Here is a 15,336-nt window from a genome sequence, read left to right on the forward strand (position 1 = left end):
GGGAGGGACCACCGTGAGGCAGGCCATCGCTCCCCGCGTACGGATCCTGTTGTTGCTGCTCCTCGCCGTCACCGGCGCGCTGTTCGCCCAGGCCGCGCCCGTCTCCGCGCACGCCGCGCTGACCGGGAGCGACCCGCAGCAGGGAGCGGTGGTCGACCAGGCGCCCTCCCAGGTGTCGCTCACCTTCTCCGAGAAGGTCGCGATGTCCGACGGCTCGATACGCGTCCTCGACCCGAAGGGCAAGCAGGTCGACACGGGCAAGACCACCGACCTGGGCAGCAACACGCATGCCGTGAACCTGCACGAGGGCCTGCCCGACGGCACGTTCACCGTCACCTACCAGGTGGTGTCGGCGGACAGCCACCCCGTCGCGGGGGCCTTCACCTTCTCCGTGGGCGCGCCCTCGAAGACCTCCGTCTCGCTGTCCGACCAGGAGGCGGGCGGCGGAGTCGTGGGCGGACTCTATGATTTCGCGCGCTATGTGTCGTACGCGGGGTTCATACTCTTCGTCGGCGGCGCGGCTTTCGTCCTCGCCTGCTGGCAGCGCGGCGCCGGGGTACGGCCCATGCAGCGCCTTGTGGTCTCCGGGTGGCTCGCGCTCACCGCGGCCACGCTGGCCACGCTGCTGCTGCGCGGCTCCTACGCCGGCTCCGGGAAGGTCGGGGACATCTTCGACCTGAGTCTGCTCAGCCAGGTGCTGCAGACCAAGACGGGCGCGGCGCTGGTCTCGCGGCTGCTGTTGCTCGCCGCGGGCGCGCTGTTCATCGCCGTACTCTTCGGGGCCTTCGAGAAGCGCGAGGACGAGAAGGAGAAGCAGGACCTCACCTTCGGGCTGGCCATCGGCGGATCCGTCGTGGCGGCGGGCCTGGCCGCGACCTGGGCCCTGGCCGAGCACGCCTCGAGCGGCATCCAGACCGGGATCGCGATGCCCGTCGACGTCCTGCATCTGCTGGCCGTCGCCGCCTGGCTGGGCGGCCTGTCGGCGCTGCTGGTGGCGCTCTACCGCGCGCCGTCGATCGAGTCGTCCGCCGTACGCCGCTTCTCCGGCGTCGCGTTCGGCAGCGTGGCCGTCCTCGCCGCGACCGGGATCTACCAGTCGTGGCGGCAGCTCGGGTCGTGGTCGGCGCTCACCGGTACGTCGTACGGACAGCTGCTGCTCGTCAAGATCGGGCTGGTGACCGTGCTCGTCGGCGTCGCGTGGATCTCCCGGCGCTGGACCGCCCGGCTGACGTCGGCTCCGGAAGCCGTGCTGGAAACTTCGGACGCTGAAGACCTCGAAGACGCCGAGGAACATGTGAACGAGAAGGAACCGGCCGCCGCACAGGTGGGCGGCGGTGACAGCAAGCGTGCGGCCCAACTGGCCCGGCAGCGGGCCGCCGTGGCCACCGCGCGCGAGAAGCGCGCCCGCGACGCCGACCCGCGACGCTCGGGCCTGCGCCGCTCGGTGCTCGCCGAGGCGGGCGTCGCCGCGGTCGTACTCGCCGTGACCACCGTGCTGACCTCCACCGAACCCGGTCGCACGGTGGAGGACGCCAAGGCCGCCACCGCCGCCTCCCAGCCGGAGTCCGCAGCGCTGTCCCTGGAGATGCCGTTCGACACAGGCGGCCAGGACGGCAAGGGCGTCGCACGGCTCGAACTCGACCCGGCTCGCGTCGGCGGCAACGACATGCACGTCTACGTAGAGCGGCCCAACGGCAAGGCCTTCGACATTCCCGAGGTCAAGGTCGCCCTCACCCTTGAGGCTAAGGACATCGGACCCCTGCCCGTGGTCCCCGACCGCATCGCCACCGGACACTGGACGGCGAGCGGGGTGCAGATCCCCATGACCGGCAACTGGAACATCGCGGTCACCGTGCGGACCTCCGACATCGACCAGGTGACCGTCGACAAGAACGCGCAGATCGGCTGAACGACACCATGGCTGAACAGTCCACTCCGGCCACTCCGGATGCGTCTCCGCCGACGCCCTCTTCCAAAAGAGACGCTTCCAAGGAGGGTGCCGTAGGAACGGCCTCTCCCAAGGAGGCCTCTTCCGGAAATGACCCTCTTAGGGAGGCTGTTTCCCAGAAGCCCTCCCCTGGAGGGGCCATTTCGCGGCGGCGGCTGATCGGTACCGCCGGTGCCACCGGGCTCGCACTCGGCGCGGCGGGCGGGGCCGCCGGTTATGCCGCGGCGCCCTCCGCCGACCAGGCCGTGCCCCTCAGCTCGCTCGGCGCGGACGAGGTGATGTTTCACGGGAAACATCAGCCGGGCATCACCACCGCCCTCCAGGCACGCGGCCACCTCGTCGCCTTCGACCTGGCGGCGGGCGCGGGCCGCAGAGAGGCCGCCGCGCTGCTGCGCCGCTGGTCCGCCACGGCCCAGCGGCTGATGGCGGGCGAGGCGGCGGGCAGCGAGGACACGGATGTCGCACGCGACGCGGGCCCCTCGTCCCTGACCGTCACCTTCGGCTTCGGACACAGCTTCTTCGCCCGTACGGGACTGGAGAAGCAGCGCCCCATCGCCCTCGATCCGCTGCCCGACTTCTCCTCGGACCACCTCGACAAAGCGCGCAGCGACGGCGACCTGTGGGTGCAGATCGGCGCGAACGACGCCCTCGTCGCCTTCCACGCCCTGCGAGCGATCCAGAAGAACGCCGGATCGGCGGCCCGGGTCCGCTGGCAGATGAACGGCTTCAACCGCTCGCCCGGCGCCACCACGCAGCCGATGACGGCACGCAACCTGATGGGCCAGATCGACGGCACGCGCAATCCGAAGCCTTCCGAAGCGGACTTCGACCAGCGGATCTTCGTACCCGACTCGGGCGAGCCCTCGTGGATGGCCGGGGGCTCCTACGCCGTCGTACGCCGCATCCGCATGCTCCTCGACGACTGGGAGAAGCTCTCGCTCAAGGACCAGGAGGACGTCATCGGGCGACGCAAGTCGGACGGGGCACCGCTGACCGGCGGCACCGAGACCACCGAGCCGGAGCTGGAGAAGACGGACGCCTCCGGCAAGCTCGTCATCCCGGTCAACGCGCACGCGCGCATCACGCGACCCGACCAGAACGGCGGCGCCGCGATGCTGCGTCGGCCGTTCTCCTTCCACGACGGCTTCGACACGGACGGCGTACCGGACGCGGGCCTGCTCTTCGTCTGCTGGCAGGCCGACCCGCTGCGCGGCTTCGTACCGGTGCAGCGCAAGCTCGACCGGGGGGACGCGCTGTCGGCGTTCATCCGGCACGAGGCGAGCGGGCTTTTCGCGGTGCCGGGCGGGGCGGCGGAGGGGGAGTACGTGGGGCAGCGGTTGCTGGAGGGATGAGGAAGCCCCCTGGGGCGGCCGGGGCCGGAAGCGTGAGCCCTGACTGCGTACGGCCCATTAGGGTGAGGCCATGCCAGCCAGCTACGCGTATCTCGGCCCCGAGGGCACCTTCACCGAAGTCGCCCTGCGCACACTCCCGGAGACCGCCACCCGGGAACTCGTCCCGATGGTGTCCGTACCCGCCGCGCTCGACGCGGTCCGAAGCGGCGAGGCCGAGGCGGCTTTCGTACCGATCGAGAACTCCGTCGAGGGCGGCATCACCACGACGCTCGACGAACTGGTCGCCGGCGAACCGCTGATGATCTACCGCGAGGTGCTGCTCTCGATCACCTTCGCACTGCTGGTCAGGCCGGGCACCAAGCTCTCGGACGTCAAGACGGTGACCGCGCACCCGGCCGCCCAGCCGCAGGTGCGCAACTGGATGAAGAACAACCTCCCCGACGTGATCTGGGAGTCGGCGGCCTCGAACGCGGATGGCGCGCGCCTGGTGCAGGAGGGGCGCTACGACGCGGCCTTCGCGGGCGAGTTCGCGGCACAGCGGTACGGCCTGGTACCACTGGAGACCGGCATCCACGACGCGGAGAACGCGCAGACCCGGTTCGTACTGGTGGGCAAGCCCGCCCGGCCCGCGGCACCGACCGGCGCGGACAAGACGTCCGTGGTCGTCTGGCAGAGCGACGACCACCCCGGTGGGCTGCGCGATCTCCTGAGTGAGTTCGCCGTACGCGGCGTCAACCTGATGCTGCTGCAGTCCCGGCCGACCGGTGAGGGCATCGGCAACTACTGCTTCGCCATCGACGCCGAGGGCCATATCGCGGACCGCCGGGTGGGCGAGGCGCTGATGGGCCTCAAGCGGAGGTGTCCGCAGGTGCGGTTCCTCGGGTCCTATCCGCGGGCCGAAGTCGACCTCCAGGACGTACGCGCGCCGGAGGCCGGTACGTCCGACGGCGAGTTCGCGGCGGCCTCCGACTGGCTGGCGCGCTGCCAGGACGGCCGGTTCTAGCCGGTCCTACCAGCCGCTCTTCTTTATCCCCAGAAGTTATCCACAGGCCTCGTTCTCGACCTGGGTACAAGTCGACAACGAGGCGTGATGCAGTCGATAAATCGCTCTACACTCCCCAAGTGGGTCCACGGCCTGCAGGTCACCCTTCGTCTGCCCGTTTCCCTCAACTCACCCTTCGGGGCGAACCATTTCCACTCGAAAGCGGGCATAGAGGGGGTCTGGTTCGGGAGTTTTTCGTCCGCGCGTGCCACTTTCGAAACGATCACCTCCGAAATCCACAGATCTTTCGCACAGCCTGTGGATAACTCTCCGAGGGGTACGGGCGCCTGTGGACAACCGACTCCCCAAGTCCCCCTCAACACAAGAGAATCGAGTCGACTCGCCGAATCCTGGGTGCCCCATACCAGGGAGTTTGCCTACTTTCACTGACACAGTTGATCAATTCCCGCATACGTACCACATGCGTACTGGAAGGGATAGATCGAAATACCGGGTCGTGGGCCCGAACCCCACACCGGTAGCCTTGAGGGGTGATTGACCTTCGCCTGCTCCGTGAGGACCCCGACCGTGTGCGTGCGTCGCAGCGCGCCCGTGGAGAGGACGTCGCGCTCGTCGACGCCCTGCTCTCCGCCGACGAGCGGCGCAGGTCGTCCGGCGTCCGCTTCGACGAGCTGCGCGCCGAGCAGAAGGCCCTCGGCAAGCTCATCCCCAAGGCTTCCGGCGACGAGAAGGCCGAGCTCCTGAAGAAGGCGGGCCAGCTCGCCGCCGACGTCAAGGCAGCCGATGCCTCGAAGGACGAGGCCGCGGCCGAGGCCCAGGAGCTGCTGCTCCAGCTGAGCAACCTCGTGCACCCCGATGTCCCGGTCGGCGGCGAGGAGGACTTCGTCACGCTGGAGAAGCACGGCACGATCCGTGATTTCGCGGCCGAGGGCTTCGAGCCGAAGGACCACCTGGAGCTCGGCACGACGCTCGGCGCGATCGACGTCGAGCGCGGCGCCAAGGTCTCCGGCTCGCGCTTCTACTTCCTCACCGGCGTGGGCGCCCTGCTGGAGCTCGCGCTGGTGAACGCAGCGATGGCGCAGGCCACGGCCGCCGGCTTCACGCCGATGCTGACTCCGGCGCTGGTCCGTCCGCAGGCCATGGCCGGCACGGGGTTCCTCGGCCAGGCCGCGCAGGACGTGTACCGCTTGGACAATGACGATCTGTACCTGGTCGGCACCTCCGAGGTGGCGCTCGCCGCGTACCACATGGACGAGATCATCGACGGCGACCGCCTCCCGATGCGCTACGCGGGCTTCTCGCCGTGCTTCCGCCGCGAGGCCGGCTCGCACGGCAAGGACACGCGCGGCATCTTCCGGGTGCACCAGTTCGACAAGGTCGAGATGTTCTCGTACGTCGACCCGGCGGACTCGCGGGCCGAGCACCAGCGCCTGCTGGACTGGGAGAAGCAGTGGCTGACCTCGTTGGAGCTGCCGTTCCGGGTGATCGACGTGGCTTCGGCCGACCTGGGGTCTTCGGCGGCCCGTAAGTTCGACTGCGAGGCGTGGATCCCCACCCAGGGCAAGTACCGTGAGCTGACGTCGACTTCGGACTGCACGGAGTTCCAGTCGCGGCGCCTGGCGATCCGTATGCGTGACGGCAAGACGGTGAAGCCGCTCGCGACGCTGAACGGCACGCTGTGCGCCGTACCGCGCACGATCGTGGCGATCCTGGAGAACCATCAGCAGGCCGACGGCTCCGTACGCGTGCCAGAGGTGCTGCGGCCGTTCCTCGGTGGCCGGGAGATCCTGGAGCCGGTCGCCAAGGCCGCCAAGTGAGCGACTCCGCTCCCGCCTTCCCGTACAAGCTCGTCGCGACCGACCTCGACGGAACGCTGCTGCGCTCCGACGACACGGTCTCGGAGCGCACCCGTGAGGCGCTCGCCGCGGCCACCGCGGCGGGCGCCGCGCACATCGTCGTCACCGGGCGGGCGGCGCCCTGGACCCGCCACATCCTCGACGAACTCGGGTACGACGGGATCGCGGTGTGCGCTCAGGGCGCGCAGGTGTACGACGCGGGAGCGCACCGGCTGCTCACCACGCTGACCCTCGACCGGCAGCTGGCCGCTCTCGCGCTCGCCAAGATCGAGGCGGAGGTCGGCGCGCTGGCCCTGGCCGCGAGCCGTGACGGCCTCGACGGCGATGTGCTGATCGGTCCCGGCTACCAGGTCCAGGGACTGCTGCAGGCCGTCCCGTTCACCGACCTCGCGGAGCTGTGGGCGGAGCCGCTGACGAAGCTGTACATCCAGCACCCGCGTCTGACCGACGACGAACTCGCGGACGCGGCACGTCAGGCGGCGGGCGGTCTGGTGTCCATCACCATGGCGGGCGAGGGCATCGTCGAGATCCTTCCCCTCGGTCTCTCCAAGGCCACGGGCCTCTCACTCGCGGCCCGCCGTCTGGGCGTCAAGGCGGCCGACACGATCGCCTTCGGTGACATGCCCAACGACATCCCGATGTTCAGCTGGTCCGCCCACGGCGTGGCCATGGCCAACGCCCACCCCGAACTCAAGGCGGTCGCCGACGAGTTGACCCTGTCCAACGAGGAGGACGGGATCGCGGTGGTACTGGAACGGTTGCTGGGCTGAGCGCGCAACGCTGCCGCTGTGACCTGGCACCTGGCACATCACAGCGGCAGCGTTCCGGCAACGTCGGGAGGGGCGGCCCGCGCGAGATGCGCGCTCGAAGCGGCCGCCCCGGGCAGCTCCCCGTGCGGGGCGGACTCGACGGAGCGGTAGCTACTCCGGAGTGCGCCGCGGGCTGCCCTGTCGGGAGCTCGACGGACTGCTACTGATGGGCATCGTCGCGCTCCTCTCCCAGAATGCGGCGCCGGAGGAACCCGGCGACCTGGACATAACTACTCTGCCCGTACGCCGAGTTGGGCGCCACCGAATAAAAGGGCGCTCCGGGTAGAAGCGCACTCCGGGCAGGGCAGCCCGGGAGCGGCTACCGCCGGCGCCACCTGCGTCGTCGCGCCTTGCTGAAGAACCAGCCCGCGGGCGGCTCGTCGGACCGCCAGGGCTGTGGCTCGGGACCTCCGTTGCGCCAGCGGGCCGCGAGCATACGGGCGCGTGCCGACGGCTCGGCCGTCTCGGCGGACCGTATGAAGTCCTCGTCCAGGACGAGTTCGTCCCAGGTGTCCTCGGACTCCCCCTGACCGTCGCTTCGCGGTGCCTGCCTTGCCATCCCCGTTCCTCCTTGTCGTGCATCCCCTTTGGACAAGTGTGCCGTTGTGCGTGTAAAGCCGATCTCAAGATCAGAAGCTCCGCGTCGCAAGAGGCCCCGCACCGCACGGTCCTCGCAGCGCGAAAAGCTCCACGCGCGCGTGCACCCCCGACATCGGGCACGCGCGCGTGGAGCCGCCCCGACTCCCCGGAGCGCTTGGACCGACCGGCACTTGGAGGGCGGTCTTACTCCTCGCCGGCCAGTGTCAGCGTCCGCAGCTTCTGCCCCGCGAACCATGTGGCGGCCACGGTCACCACGATCAGCAGCACCGTCCCGGTCGCCAGGCCGACGTCGGAGGTGACGAGGTCGGCGCCCGTGACCTCGTGGGCCACGGCGAGCGACCACTGCTGGACGCTGAGCGTCCGCGCCCCGGACACCAGCGTCCCGAAGAGGGCCTCCCATACCAGGGCGTAGACGAGCCCGAAGACCACCGCGTGCCGTGTGATCGTGCCGAGCAGCAGGAAGAGGGCGGCATACGCGATGGAGGCGACCAGCGCGGCCACGGTGTACGCGACGGCGATCTGCTGCCCGTTGCCGTTGAGGATCATCCCCGCGAGGAACGTCGGGAGTGCGGAGAACGCCATGGTCACGGCGATGGCAACGATCAGCTTGGTGAAGATGATCGTGGGGCGCTTGATCGGCTTGGCGAGCAGATACACGACGGAACCGTCGTCGATCTCCGGCCCGATCGCGCCCGTACCGGCGATGACGCCGATGATCGGGACCATGGTGGCGAGCGCGAATCCGCCGAGGAGGTTGACGGCCACCTGGTCGTCGGTGCCGGTGAAGGCACGGACCGCCACGGAGAGCACGATCAGCAGCAAGGGCAGCGCGCCCAGGATGAGGGCCCGGCGGCGGCCGAGCAGGGCCCGGTAGGTGAGCCGGGCGACTGTGGGGTCGTACATCTTGGCCTCCTACGCCGCGACGAGATACGAGAAGACGGACTCGAGGGACTCGTCCGACGGCGAGACCGTCAGCAGCCGGATGCCATGGTCACGGGCCACCCGCGGCAGCAGTGCCGTGAAGCGCCCGAAGTCGACCGCCTGGATACGCAACGCGCCCTCTTGGAGGTCCACTTCGATGCCGGAGGTCGACGGGTCGGCGATCAGCGCTGCCGCGAGCGCGCGGTCGTCGCTGGAACGCACGAGGTAGCGGTGCGGGCGGTCGGTCATCAGGCGGCGGATGCGCCGGAAGTCGCCGCTCGCGGCGTGCCGTCCGGCGACGATCACCTCGATGTGCGAGGCGAGTTGCTCGACCTCTTCGAGGATGTGGGACGAGAACAGCACCGTGCGGCCCTCGTCTCCCATGCGGCGCAGCAGGTTCATCAGCTGCATGCGCTGGCGCGGGTCCATGCCGTTGAAGGGTTCGTCGAGCAGCAGCAGGGACGGTTCGTGGACGAGTGCGGAGGCCATCTTCACGCGCTGCCGCATGCCCTTGGAGTACGTCGATATCTTCCGGTCCTGTGCGTATTCCATCTCGACCGTGGTGAGCGCCTTCTGGGCGGCCTTCTTGCCGAGGCCGTGCAACTCGGCGTTGGCGACGACGAATTCGCGGCCGGTGAGGAAGTCGTACATCCCCTCGCGCTCCGGGACGATGCCGATCTTCTTGTAGATCTGTTCGTTGCGCCAGGTCGGCTGGCCGTCGAGTGTGACGGAGCCCGTGGAGGGGGCGAGGAAGCCGCCCATCATGTTGATGAGGGTGGACTTTCCGGCGCCGTTCGGGCCGAGCAGGCCGGTGACACCGGGGCCGATCGTCATGGTGATGTCGTTGACGGCCACCACGTTTCCGAACCAGCGTGATACGTGGTCGATGTTGAGCGTGGTCACAGTCCGACCTTTCGGTAGCGGCGCATCAGGAGGCCGTAGCAGCCCGCGATGAGGCCCAGGACGACGAGGAGGTAGACGACGCCCTCGCCGGTCGACGGGCTCACGCCTCCGGGGAAGGAGGTCTCGGCGCCGAGGAAGGCGGTCTGTACTCCGTCGATGAGCGTGATGGGTGAGAAGAGGCCGAGCCAGGCGATCGCTCCGGTGCTGTCCTGGCTGTACGCGATGGCCTGGACGGTGGACACCGCCCCGTAGGAGATGGTCAGCGTGGCGATGACGGCCGCGATGCCGAAGCCGCGGCGCGGGGTGACCGCCGAGATGACCAGGCCTATACCGGCGAAGAGCAGTGAGAGCAGTGCCACGGAGACAAGCCCCTGTGCGAATCCCTTGGTCTGGTGCGAGAAGTCGAGTTTGGCCAGCAGCGCGCCCACATAGAGCACGAGCAAGGGTGCGGCGGTGAGGATGAACATCGCCGAGGCCAGCGCCGCGTACTTGGCGCGGACGTAGTCGGCGGTCTCGATGGGGCGCGAGAAGTACAGAGGTACGGTCTTGAAGCGCAGGTCGCGCGAGACGGACTGCGGTGCCTGCGAGGCCACGTACAGGCCGATGACCGCCTGCAGGAAGATCGCGTACCGCGTGTAGTCGACCGGCAGGTCCTTCGCCGTGGTGGCGACCGCGACGGCGACCATGATGGCCGCGGGCACGCACATCACCACGAAGATCAGCATCGGCAGGACCTTGGACTTGACCGAGCGGCCGAGGCCGTACGAGCCGCGCAGGGACTGCGAGTAGAGCGAGCGGCGGGCGTAGGCGCGTCCCAGGCGCGGGCCGTCGTAGTTGCGGTAGCCGATGTTGTGGATCCGGCTCTGCTCGCCGGCCTGGGCCGGGGTCTGCTCAACCGCCATGGCCGACCGCCTCCTTCCGCTCTTCGTCCCGCGCGTCGTCGGCGTCCTTGAAGACCTCCGAGATGTGGTGCCTGCGCTGTTCCATACGGACCAGGCCGAGGCCGAGGTCGGCGACGATGTCGCGTACGAGGTCGTACGTCTCCTCGCCGTCCGCCGTCAGCAGCAGGATGTGACCGGCACCCGGCAGTCCGCTGCCGTCGTGGGTGTCGATCCCGCGCGCGTGCAGCACTTCGCGCACCGCACGGGTGCCGTCCGGGTGGTCGTCGGTGTCGGTGACCTCTATCGCGAGGATCGCCGTGCTCTGGGTGAAGTCCGTGGTGGAACTGGACCGCAGGAGCTTGCCGCCGTCGACGACGACGACGTGGTCGCAGGTGCGCTCCAGCTCGCCCAGCAGGTGCGAGGTGACCAGGACCGAGATGCCGAAGTCCGTGTGGATGCGGCGGATCAGGCCCAGCATCTCGTCGCGGCCGACGGGGTCGAGGCCGTTGGTCGGCTCGTCGAGGAAGACCAGCTGGGGGTCGTGGACGAGGGCCTGCGCGAGCTTCACTCGCTGCTTCATGCCGGTGGAGTAGCCGCCTATGGGGCGGTACCGCTCCTCGTACAGGCCGACGTGGCGCAGCGTGTCCGCGGTGCGCTCGCGGGCCGCCGCCGGAGGCAGGCCGGACATGCGCGCCATATGGACGACGAACTCGGTGGCCGAGACATCGGGCGGCAGGCAGTCGTGCTCGGGCATGTACCCGACCCGCTCGCGGATGTCACCGCCCTTCGTGGCGACATCGAGGCCGAGCACTTCGGCGCGGCCCTCGGTGGCCGGGGACAGACCCAGCAGGATCTTGATCAGTGTGGACTTGCCGGCTCCGTTGGCTCCGACGAGTCCCGTCACACCGGGCCCGACATCCACGGAGAGCCGGTCAAGCGCGGTCACCCTGGGGAACCGCTTGCTCAGGCTTTCGGTCGCGATCACAGTCACGATTCGAAAGTAGTGGCGCAGGCCACAGCAGGGCGTCACCCCAGGGAGCTGTATCGGCGTCACTCTCCGGTATTACGGGCCCGTAAGGGTCCCCCTGAGGTCGAACAACCGGCGCCGGATTTCCACATCGGGCTGGTTGTCCACATCGGGCGGATTGTCCACAGGCTCCGCACCTGCCCGTTGACGCGGCTTCCAACAATTGGAACATTCGACAGGGCCCGGCATGCGATCGCTGACGGGCCTGACCGGCATGCGTAAGGGGGAGCGTGTGAGCAAGCGAGGCCATACGAGCAAGAAAGATCGCCCGACAGGCGAAGGTCTGCTCAAGGGCGCGCGCGAGCGCTGGGTGCGGACGGGCGAGGTCGAGTTGTGCGTCGCCGAACTGGGGGACCCCGCGCGGCCGACTGTCCTGCTCGTCCACGGCTATCCGGACACCAAGGAGGTGTGGTCCGAGGTCGCTCCACGCCTCGCCGAGCGCGGTTTCCACGTGGTGCTGTACGACGTCCGGGGCCACGGCAGGTCAACCGCGCCGCAGCCGCTGCGCGGCGGGTTCACTCTGGAGAAGCTGACGGACGACTTCCTGGCGGTCGCGGACGCGGTCAGCCCCGACCGGCCGGTGCATCTGGTCGGGCATGACTGGGGCTCGGGCCAGGGCTGGGAGTTCGTCACGGTCGGGCGCACCGAGGGGCGGATCGCCTCCTTCACGTCGATGTCCGGGCCCTCCGTGGACCACTTCGGGCACTGGATCAAGAAACGCATGGCCCGCCCGACCCCGTGCAGGCTCGGTCAACTCCTCGGCCAGGGAGCCAAGTCCTGGTACATCTACGCGATGCACGTCCCTGTCCTGCCCGAACTTCTCTGCCGCGGCCCGCTCGGCAAGCAGTGGCCGAAGATCCTGCGGCGGATCGAGAAGGTCCCCACGGACGAGTACCCGACCGCCTCGCTGCCCTCGGACGCGGCGCACGGCGTGTGGCTGTATCGGGACAACATGCGGGCGCGGCTGCGCAATCCCCGCCCGGACGCGTACGCGCACGCGCCCGTGCAGCTCATCACGCCCCTGGACGACGCCTTCCTGTCCGAGCGGCTCTACGACGAACTGGAGCTGTGGGCCCCGCGGCTGGTCCGCCGCACGCTCCCGGCCAAGCACTGGATCCCGCGCACCCGGCCGGATCAACTGGCCGCCTGGATCACCGAGTTCGTGACCTCGACCGAGAGTGGAACGCCCACACCGGTGGCAACCGGCAAGTACGCGGACCGCTTCGGCGGGCAGCTCGTGCTGGTCACCGGGGCGGGCAGCGGCATCGGGCGGGCCACCGCCCTGGCGTTCGCCGAGGCCGGAGCACGCGTGGTGGCCGTCGACCGGGACGCGCAGAGCGCGGCCCGCACCGCGGAGCTGTCCCGGCAGGGCGGCGCCGCGGAAGCGTGGGCCGAGACGGTCGACGTCGGTGACGAACAGGCCATGGAGAAGTTCGCCGACAAGGTCGCCGCCGAGTACGGGGTGGTCGACGTACTGGTGAACAACGCCGGGATCGGGCTCTCCGGCTCCTTCTTCGACACCACGACGGAGGACTGGAAGAAGATCCTCGACGTCAACCTGTGGGGCGTGATCCACGGCTGCCGGCTCTTCGGCAGGCAGATGGTCGAGCGCGGACAGGGCGGCCATATCGTCAACACCGCGTCGGCGGCGGCGTATCTGCCCTCGAAGACGCTGCCCGCCTACAGCACCTCCAAGGCGGCGGTGCTGATGCTCAGCGAGTGCCTGCGCGCGGAGCTGGCGGGCCAGGGCATCGGCGTCTCGGCGATCTGCCCGGGATTCGTCAATACCAACATCACCTCGACCGCACACTTCGCGGGCGTCGACGCCGACGAGGAGAAGCGGCGCCGGAAGAAGACCGCGCGGCTATACGGGCTGCGCAATTACCCGCCGGAGAAGGTCGCCGACGCCGTCCTGCGCGCCGTCGTCCACAACCAGCCCATGGTGCCTGTGACCCCCGAGGCCCGCGGCGCCCACCTCATGGCCCGCTTCACACCCAGGGCACTGCGCGCGATCGGACGGATAGAGCCACGACTGTGAGGAGACGGCTGAGACAGCTGCGATGGCTCGCGATGGCTGAGGAAAAACACCGAAGTGACAGAGAGTTGTCCACAGGTACCGCCAACTTGCCCTGTGGATAACGCATTTAGCTGTGGATCAAACCTCCGCACCTAAATAAAATGCGTGATCAGCGTCTCACCAGGCACTCTGGCGCCATGAACGAATCCGAGACCGATTCCGAGACCGATGCCGAGACCGGCTCTGAGATCGACGAACGCCGCACCGTGAAGGTGTCGAAGTATTTGTCGAAACACCTGCGGCATCAGCCAGAGCGGATAGGGCTCACGCTCGACGAGGGCGGCTGGGTCGAGATCGAGACGCTGATGGCCGCGGCGGCAGCCCATGGCTTCCGGTTCACGCGGGCCGAGCTCGACCACGTGGTGGCCACCAACGACAAGCGGCGCTTCGCGATCGAGGGCACCCGGATCCGCGCCAGCCAGGGCCACTCCGTCGAGGTGGACCTCGGTCTGCCCCTGGCGACGCCGCCCGCGTACCTCTACCACGGGACCGTGGCCCGCAACCTGGACGCGATCCGTGCCGAGGGCCTCAGGCCCATGAACCGGCACGACGTGCACCTCTCGCCGGACCGCGAGACCGCGAGCCGCGTCGGTGCCCGCCGCGGCCGTCCCGTCGTGCTCTCCGTGGACGCCTCCGCCATGCACCGCGACGGCCACGCCTTCCGCGTCAGCGCCAACGGCGTCTGGCTCACGGCCGCCGTGCCCCCGCGCTACCTGCGGTTTCCCGGCCCGCACTGACCGGCCGCATCGGCGGGCCCTGGGCTGCGCCTGGGTTCGGAGCCATGAGTCTGCGCCTGAGCACCGTGATCCTGCCGTACCGCCGCCGGGCCGGCATGAGGGAGGGCGTTCTGCGTGGCAGCGCGCAGAGCAGCTGGGGTTCCACACGGCGTACACGTACGACCATCTGTCGTGGCTTACGTTCCGCGAGGGTCCATGGTTCGGCGCCGTGCCAACAGTGCGTGGGCTCAACGCGGAGCGGCGCAACCCCGTCCGGGGAGATCTGGTGCTCCCGTTGCTCGCGGTCACCGGAGCATAGGGTCGTAGGCATGCGACTGAGCACCGTAGTCCTTCCCATCCATCGGTGGAGCGAGGGACAGAAGACCTGGCAGCGGGCCGAAGACCTCGGGTTTCACACCGCGTACACGTACGACCACCTGTCCTGGCGGAGCTTCCGGAACGGGCCGTGGTTCGGGGCGGTACCCACGTTGACCGCAGCAGCGAACGCTACGCAGCGTATGCGATTGGGCACGCTCGTGACCTCGCCGAACTTCCGGCATCCGGTGACCCTCGCCAAGGAGCTGATCTCACTCGACGACATCTCCGGTGGCCGCGTCACCCTCGGCATCGGCGCGGGCGGCAGCGGCTTCGACGCCAGGGCGCTGCTGAAGAACGGCCAGGAACCCTGGACGCCGCGCGAGCGGGCCGACCGCTTCGGCGAGTTCGTACCGCTGCTCGACCGGCTGCTCACCGAGGACTCCGTCTCGTACGACGGCCGGTTCTACTCGGCGTACGAGGCCTACAACATCCCCGGTTGCGTCCAGCGCCCCCGGCTGCCCTTCGCGGTGGCCGCCACCGGGCCGCGCGGGCTGCGTCTCGCCGCCCGGTACGGGCAGGCGTGGGTGACGACGGGCGACCCGAAACTGTTCGAGACGGGCACTCCGGAGCAGTCGGTCCAAGCCCTTCGGGGCCAGGCCGAGAAGCTGGCCGCCGCGTGCGATGCGGTCGGCCGTGACGTCGACGAGCTCGACAAGATCCTGCTCACCGGTTTCACCCCGGACCGCGGCCGTCCACTGGAATCCCTCGACGCGTTCGTCGACTTCGCCGGCAAGCACAGGGAGCTCGGCTTCACTGACATCGTGATCCACTGGCCCATCCCGGACTCGGACTTCGCGGCGGACGAGAAGGTCTTCGAGCAGATCGCGATGGAAACGGTCGAGCAGCTGAGCTGATGCTCTTCCCG

13 protein-coding genes and 1 pseudogene are annotated in these 15,336 nt (G+C 69.2%); 9 read left to right on the forward strand and 5 right to left on the reverse strand.

What is annotated here, in order from left to right:
• Nucleotides 1-13: 13 nt before the first annotated feature.
• From OP79_RS17910 to OP79_RS17930, 5 genes are all read left to right on the forward strand, one after another.
• Entirely contained in the window at nucleotides 14-1,909 is a 1,896-nt protein-coding gene (locus tag OP79_RS17910) for a copper resistance CopC/CopD family protein (RefSeq protein WP_033321246.1), read from the forward strand.
• 8 nt (nucleotides 1,910-1,917) lie between these two features.
• Nucleotides 1,918-3,300 carry an iron uptake transporter deferrochelatase/peroxidase subunit gene (gene efeB / locus OP79_RS17915; RefSeq protein WP_033321247.1) on the forward strand — a complete coding sequence of 461 codons (1,383 nt, stop codon included), beginning with the start codon at nucleotides 1,918-1,920 and terminating at the stop codon, nucleotides 3,298-3,300.
• A gap of 70 nt (nucleotides 3,301-3,370) precedes the next feature.
• On the forward strand, nucleotides 3,371-4,303 hold the full coding sequence (gene pheA, locus OP79_RS17920) for a prephenate dehydratase (protein ID WP_033321248.1): 933 nt from the start codon (nucleotides 3,371-3,373) through the stop codon (nucleotides 4,301-4,303).
• 530 nt (nucleotides 4,304-4,833) lie between these two features.
• A complete protein-coding gene (gene serS / locus OP79_RS17925; RefSeq protein WP_033321249.1) occupies nucleotides 4,834-6,120 on the forward strand; it encodes a serine--tRNA ligase in 1,287 nt (428 codons plus the stop codon).
• Complete coding sequence (locus OP79_RS17930; protein WP_033321250.1) at nucleotides 6,117-6,929, forward strand: HAD family hydrolase; 813 nt, start codon at nucleotides 6,117-6,119, stop codon at nucleotides 6,927-6,929. The genes serS and OP79_RS17930 overlap by 4 nt, the downstream gene beginning before the upstream one ends.
• A 358-nt stretch (nucleotides 6,930-7,287) precedes the next feature.
• Here the strand turns inward: OP79_RS17930 and OP79_RS17935 are convergent, their stop codons facing one another.
• The 5 genes from OP79_RS17935 to OP79_RS17955 all read right to left on the reverse strand — a co-directional run bounded on the left by OP79_RS17935 (nucleotide 7,288) and on the right by OP79_RS17955 (nucleotide 11,258).
• Nucleotides 7,288-7,527, reverse strand: coding sequence for an SGM_3592 family protein (locus OP79_RS17935; RefSeq protein WP_033321251.1), 240 nt, complete (start codon nucleotides 7,525-7,527; stop codon nucleotides 7,288-7,290).
• Nucleotides 7,528-7,751: 224 nt separating this feature from the next.
• Complete coding sequence (locus OP79_RS17940) at nucleotides 7,752-8,471, reverse strand: ABC transporter permease subunit (RefSeq protein ID WP_033321252.1); 720 nt, start codon at nucleotides 8,469-8,471, stop codon at nucleotides 7,752-7,754.
• A 9-nt stretch (nucleotides 8,472-8,480) separates the two neighbouring features.
• On the reverse strand, nucleotides 8,481-9,392 hold the full coding sequence (locus OP79_RS17945; protein ID WP_033321253.1) for an ABC transporter ATP-binding protein: 912 nt from the start codon (nucleotides 9,390-9,392) through the stop codon (nucleotides 8,481-8,483).
• A complete protein-coding gene (locus OP79_RS17950; RefSeq protein ID WP_033321254.1) occupies nucleotides 9,389-10,294 on the reverse strand; it encodes a membrane protein in 906 nt (301 codons plus the stop codon). Before OP79_RS17950 ends, OP79_RS17945 begins: the two co-directional genes overlap by 4 nt.
• Nucleotides 10,284-11,258 carry an ABC transporter ATP-binding protein gene (locus OP79_RS17955; protein ID WP_033321255.1) on the reverse strand — a complete coding sequence of 325 codons (975 nt, stop codon included), beginning with the start codon at nucleotides 11,256-11,258 and terminating at the stop codon, nucleotides 10,284-10,286. The genes OP79_RS17950 and OP79_RS17955 overlap by 11 nt, the downstream gene beginning before the upstream one ends.
• Nucleotides 11,259-11,532: 274 nt before the next feature.
• Between OP79_RS17955 and OP79_RS17960 the strand changes: the two genes are divergently transcribed.
• The 4 genes and pseudogenes from OP79_RS17960 to OP79_RS17970 all read left to right on the forward strand — a co-directional run bounded on the left by OP79_RS17960 (nucleotide 11,533) and on the right by OP79_RS17970 (nucleotide 15,325).
• Nucleotides 11,533-13,338: an SDR family oxidoreductase gene (locus OP79_RS17960; RefSeq protein WP_281193206.1), complete on the forward strand. Its 1,806-nt coding sequence runs from the start codon at nucleotides 11,533-11,535 to the stop codon at nucleotides 13,336-13,338.
• A 176-nt stretch (nucleotides 13,339-13,514) separates the two neighbouring features.
• A complete protein-coding gene (locus tag OP79_RS17965; protein ID WP_063741937.1) occupies nucleotides 13,515-14,114 on the forward strand; it encodes an RNA 2'-phosphotransferase in 600 nt (199 codons plus the stop codon).
• A gap of 44 nt (nucleotides 14,115-14,158) precedes the next feature.
• Nucleotides 14,159-14,334, forward strand: a pseudogene (locus OP79_RS57030) (LLM class flavin-dependent oxidoreductase); the annotation flags it as partial.
• Nucleotides 14,335-14,422: 88 nt separating this feature from the next.
• Nucleotides 14,423-15,325 (forward strand): LLM class flavin-dependent oxidoreductase, encoded by a 903-nt coding sequence (locus tag OP79_RS17970; protein WP_033321256.1) that lies wholly within the window; start codon nucleotides 14,423-14,425, stop codon nucleotides 15,323-15,325.
• The last annotated feature ends 11 nt before the right edge of the window (nucleotides 15,326-15,336 follow it).

Origin of the sequence: Streptomyces yerevanensis (assembly GCF_000716805.1) — a bacterium.
Lineage (GTDB): Bacteria > Actinomycetota > Actinomycetes > Streptomycetales > Streptomycetaceae > Streptomyces > Streptomyces flaveus.

Coding starts and splice junctions, on each gene's coding strand:
- OP79_RS17950 (WP_033321254.1), bottom strand. CDS start 10,294: ATGGCGGTTGAGCAGACCCCGGCCCAGGCCGGCGAGCAGAGCCGGATC.
- OP79_RS17965 (WP_063741937.1), top strand. CDS start 13,515: ATGAACGAATCCGAGACCGATTCCGAGACCGATGCCGAGACCGGCTCT.
- pheA (WP_033321248.1), top strand. CDS start 3,371: ATGCCAGCCAGCTACGCGTATCTCGGCCCCGAGGGCACCTTCACCGAA.
- OP79_RS17970 (WP_033321256.1), top strand. CDS start 14,423: ATGCGACTGAGCACCGTAGTCCTTCCCATCCATCGGTGGAGCGAGGGA.
- efeB (WP_033321247.1), top strand. CDS start 1,918: ATGGCTGAACAGTCCACTCCGGCCACTCCGGATGCGTCTCCGCCGACG.
- OP79_RS17935 (WP_033321251.1), bottom strand. CDS start 7,527: ATGGCAAGGCAGGCACCGCGAAGCGACGGTCAGGGGGAGTCCGAGGAC.
- OP79_RS17940 (WP_033321252.1), bottom strand. CDS start 8,471: ATGTACGACCCCACAGTCGCCCGGCTCACCTACCGGGCCCTGCTCGGC.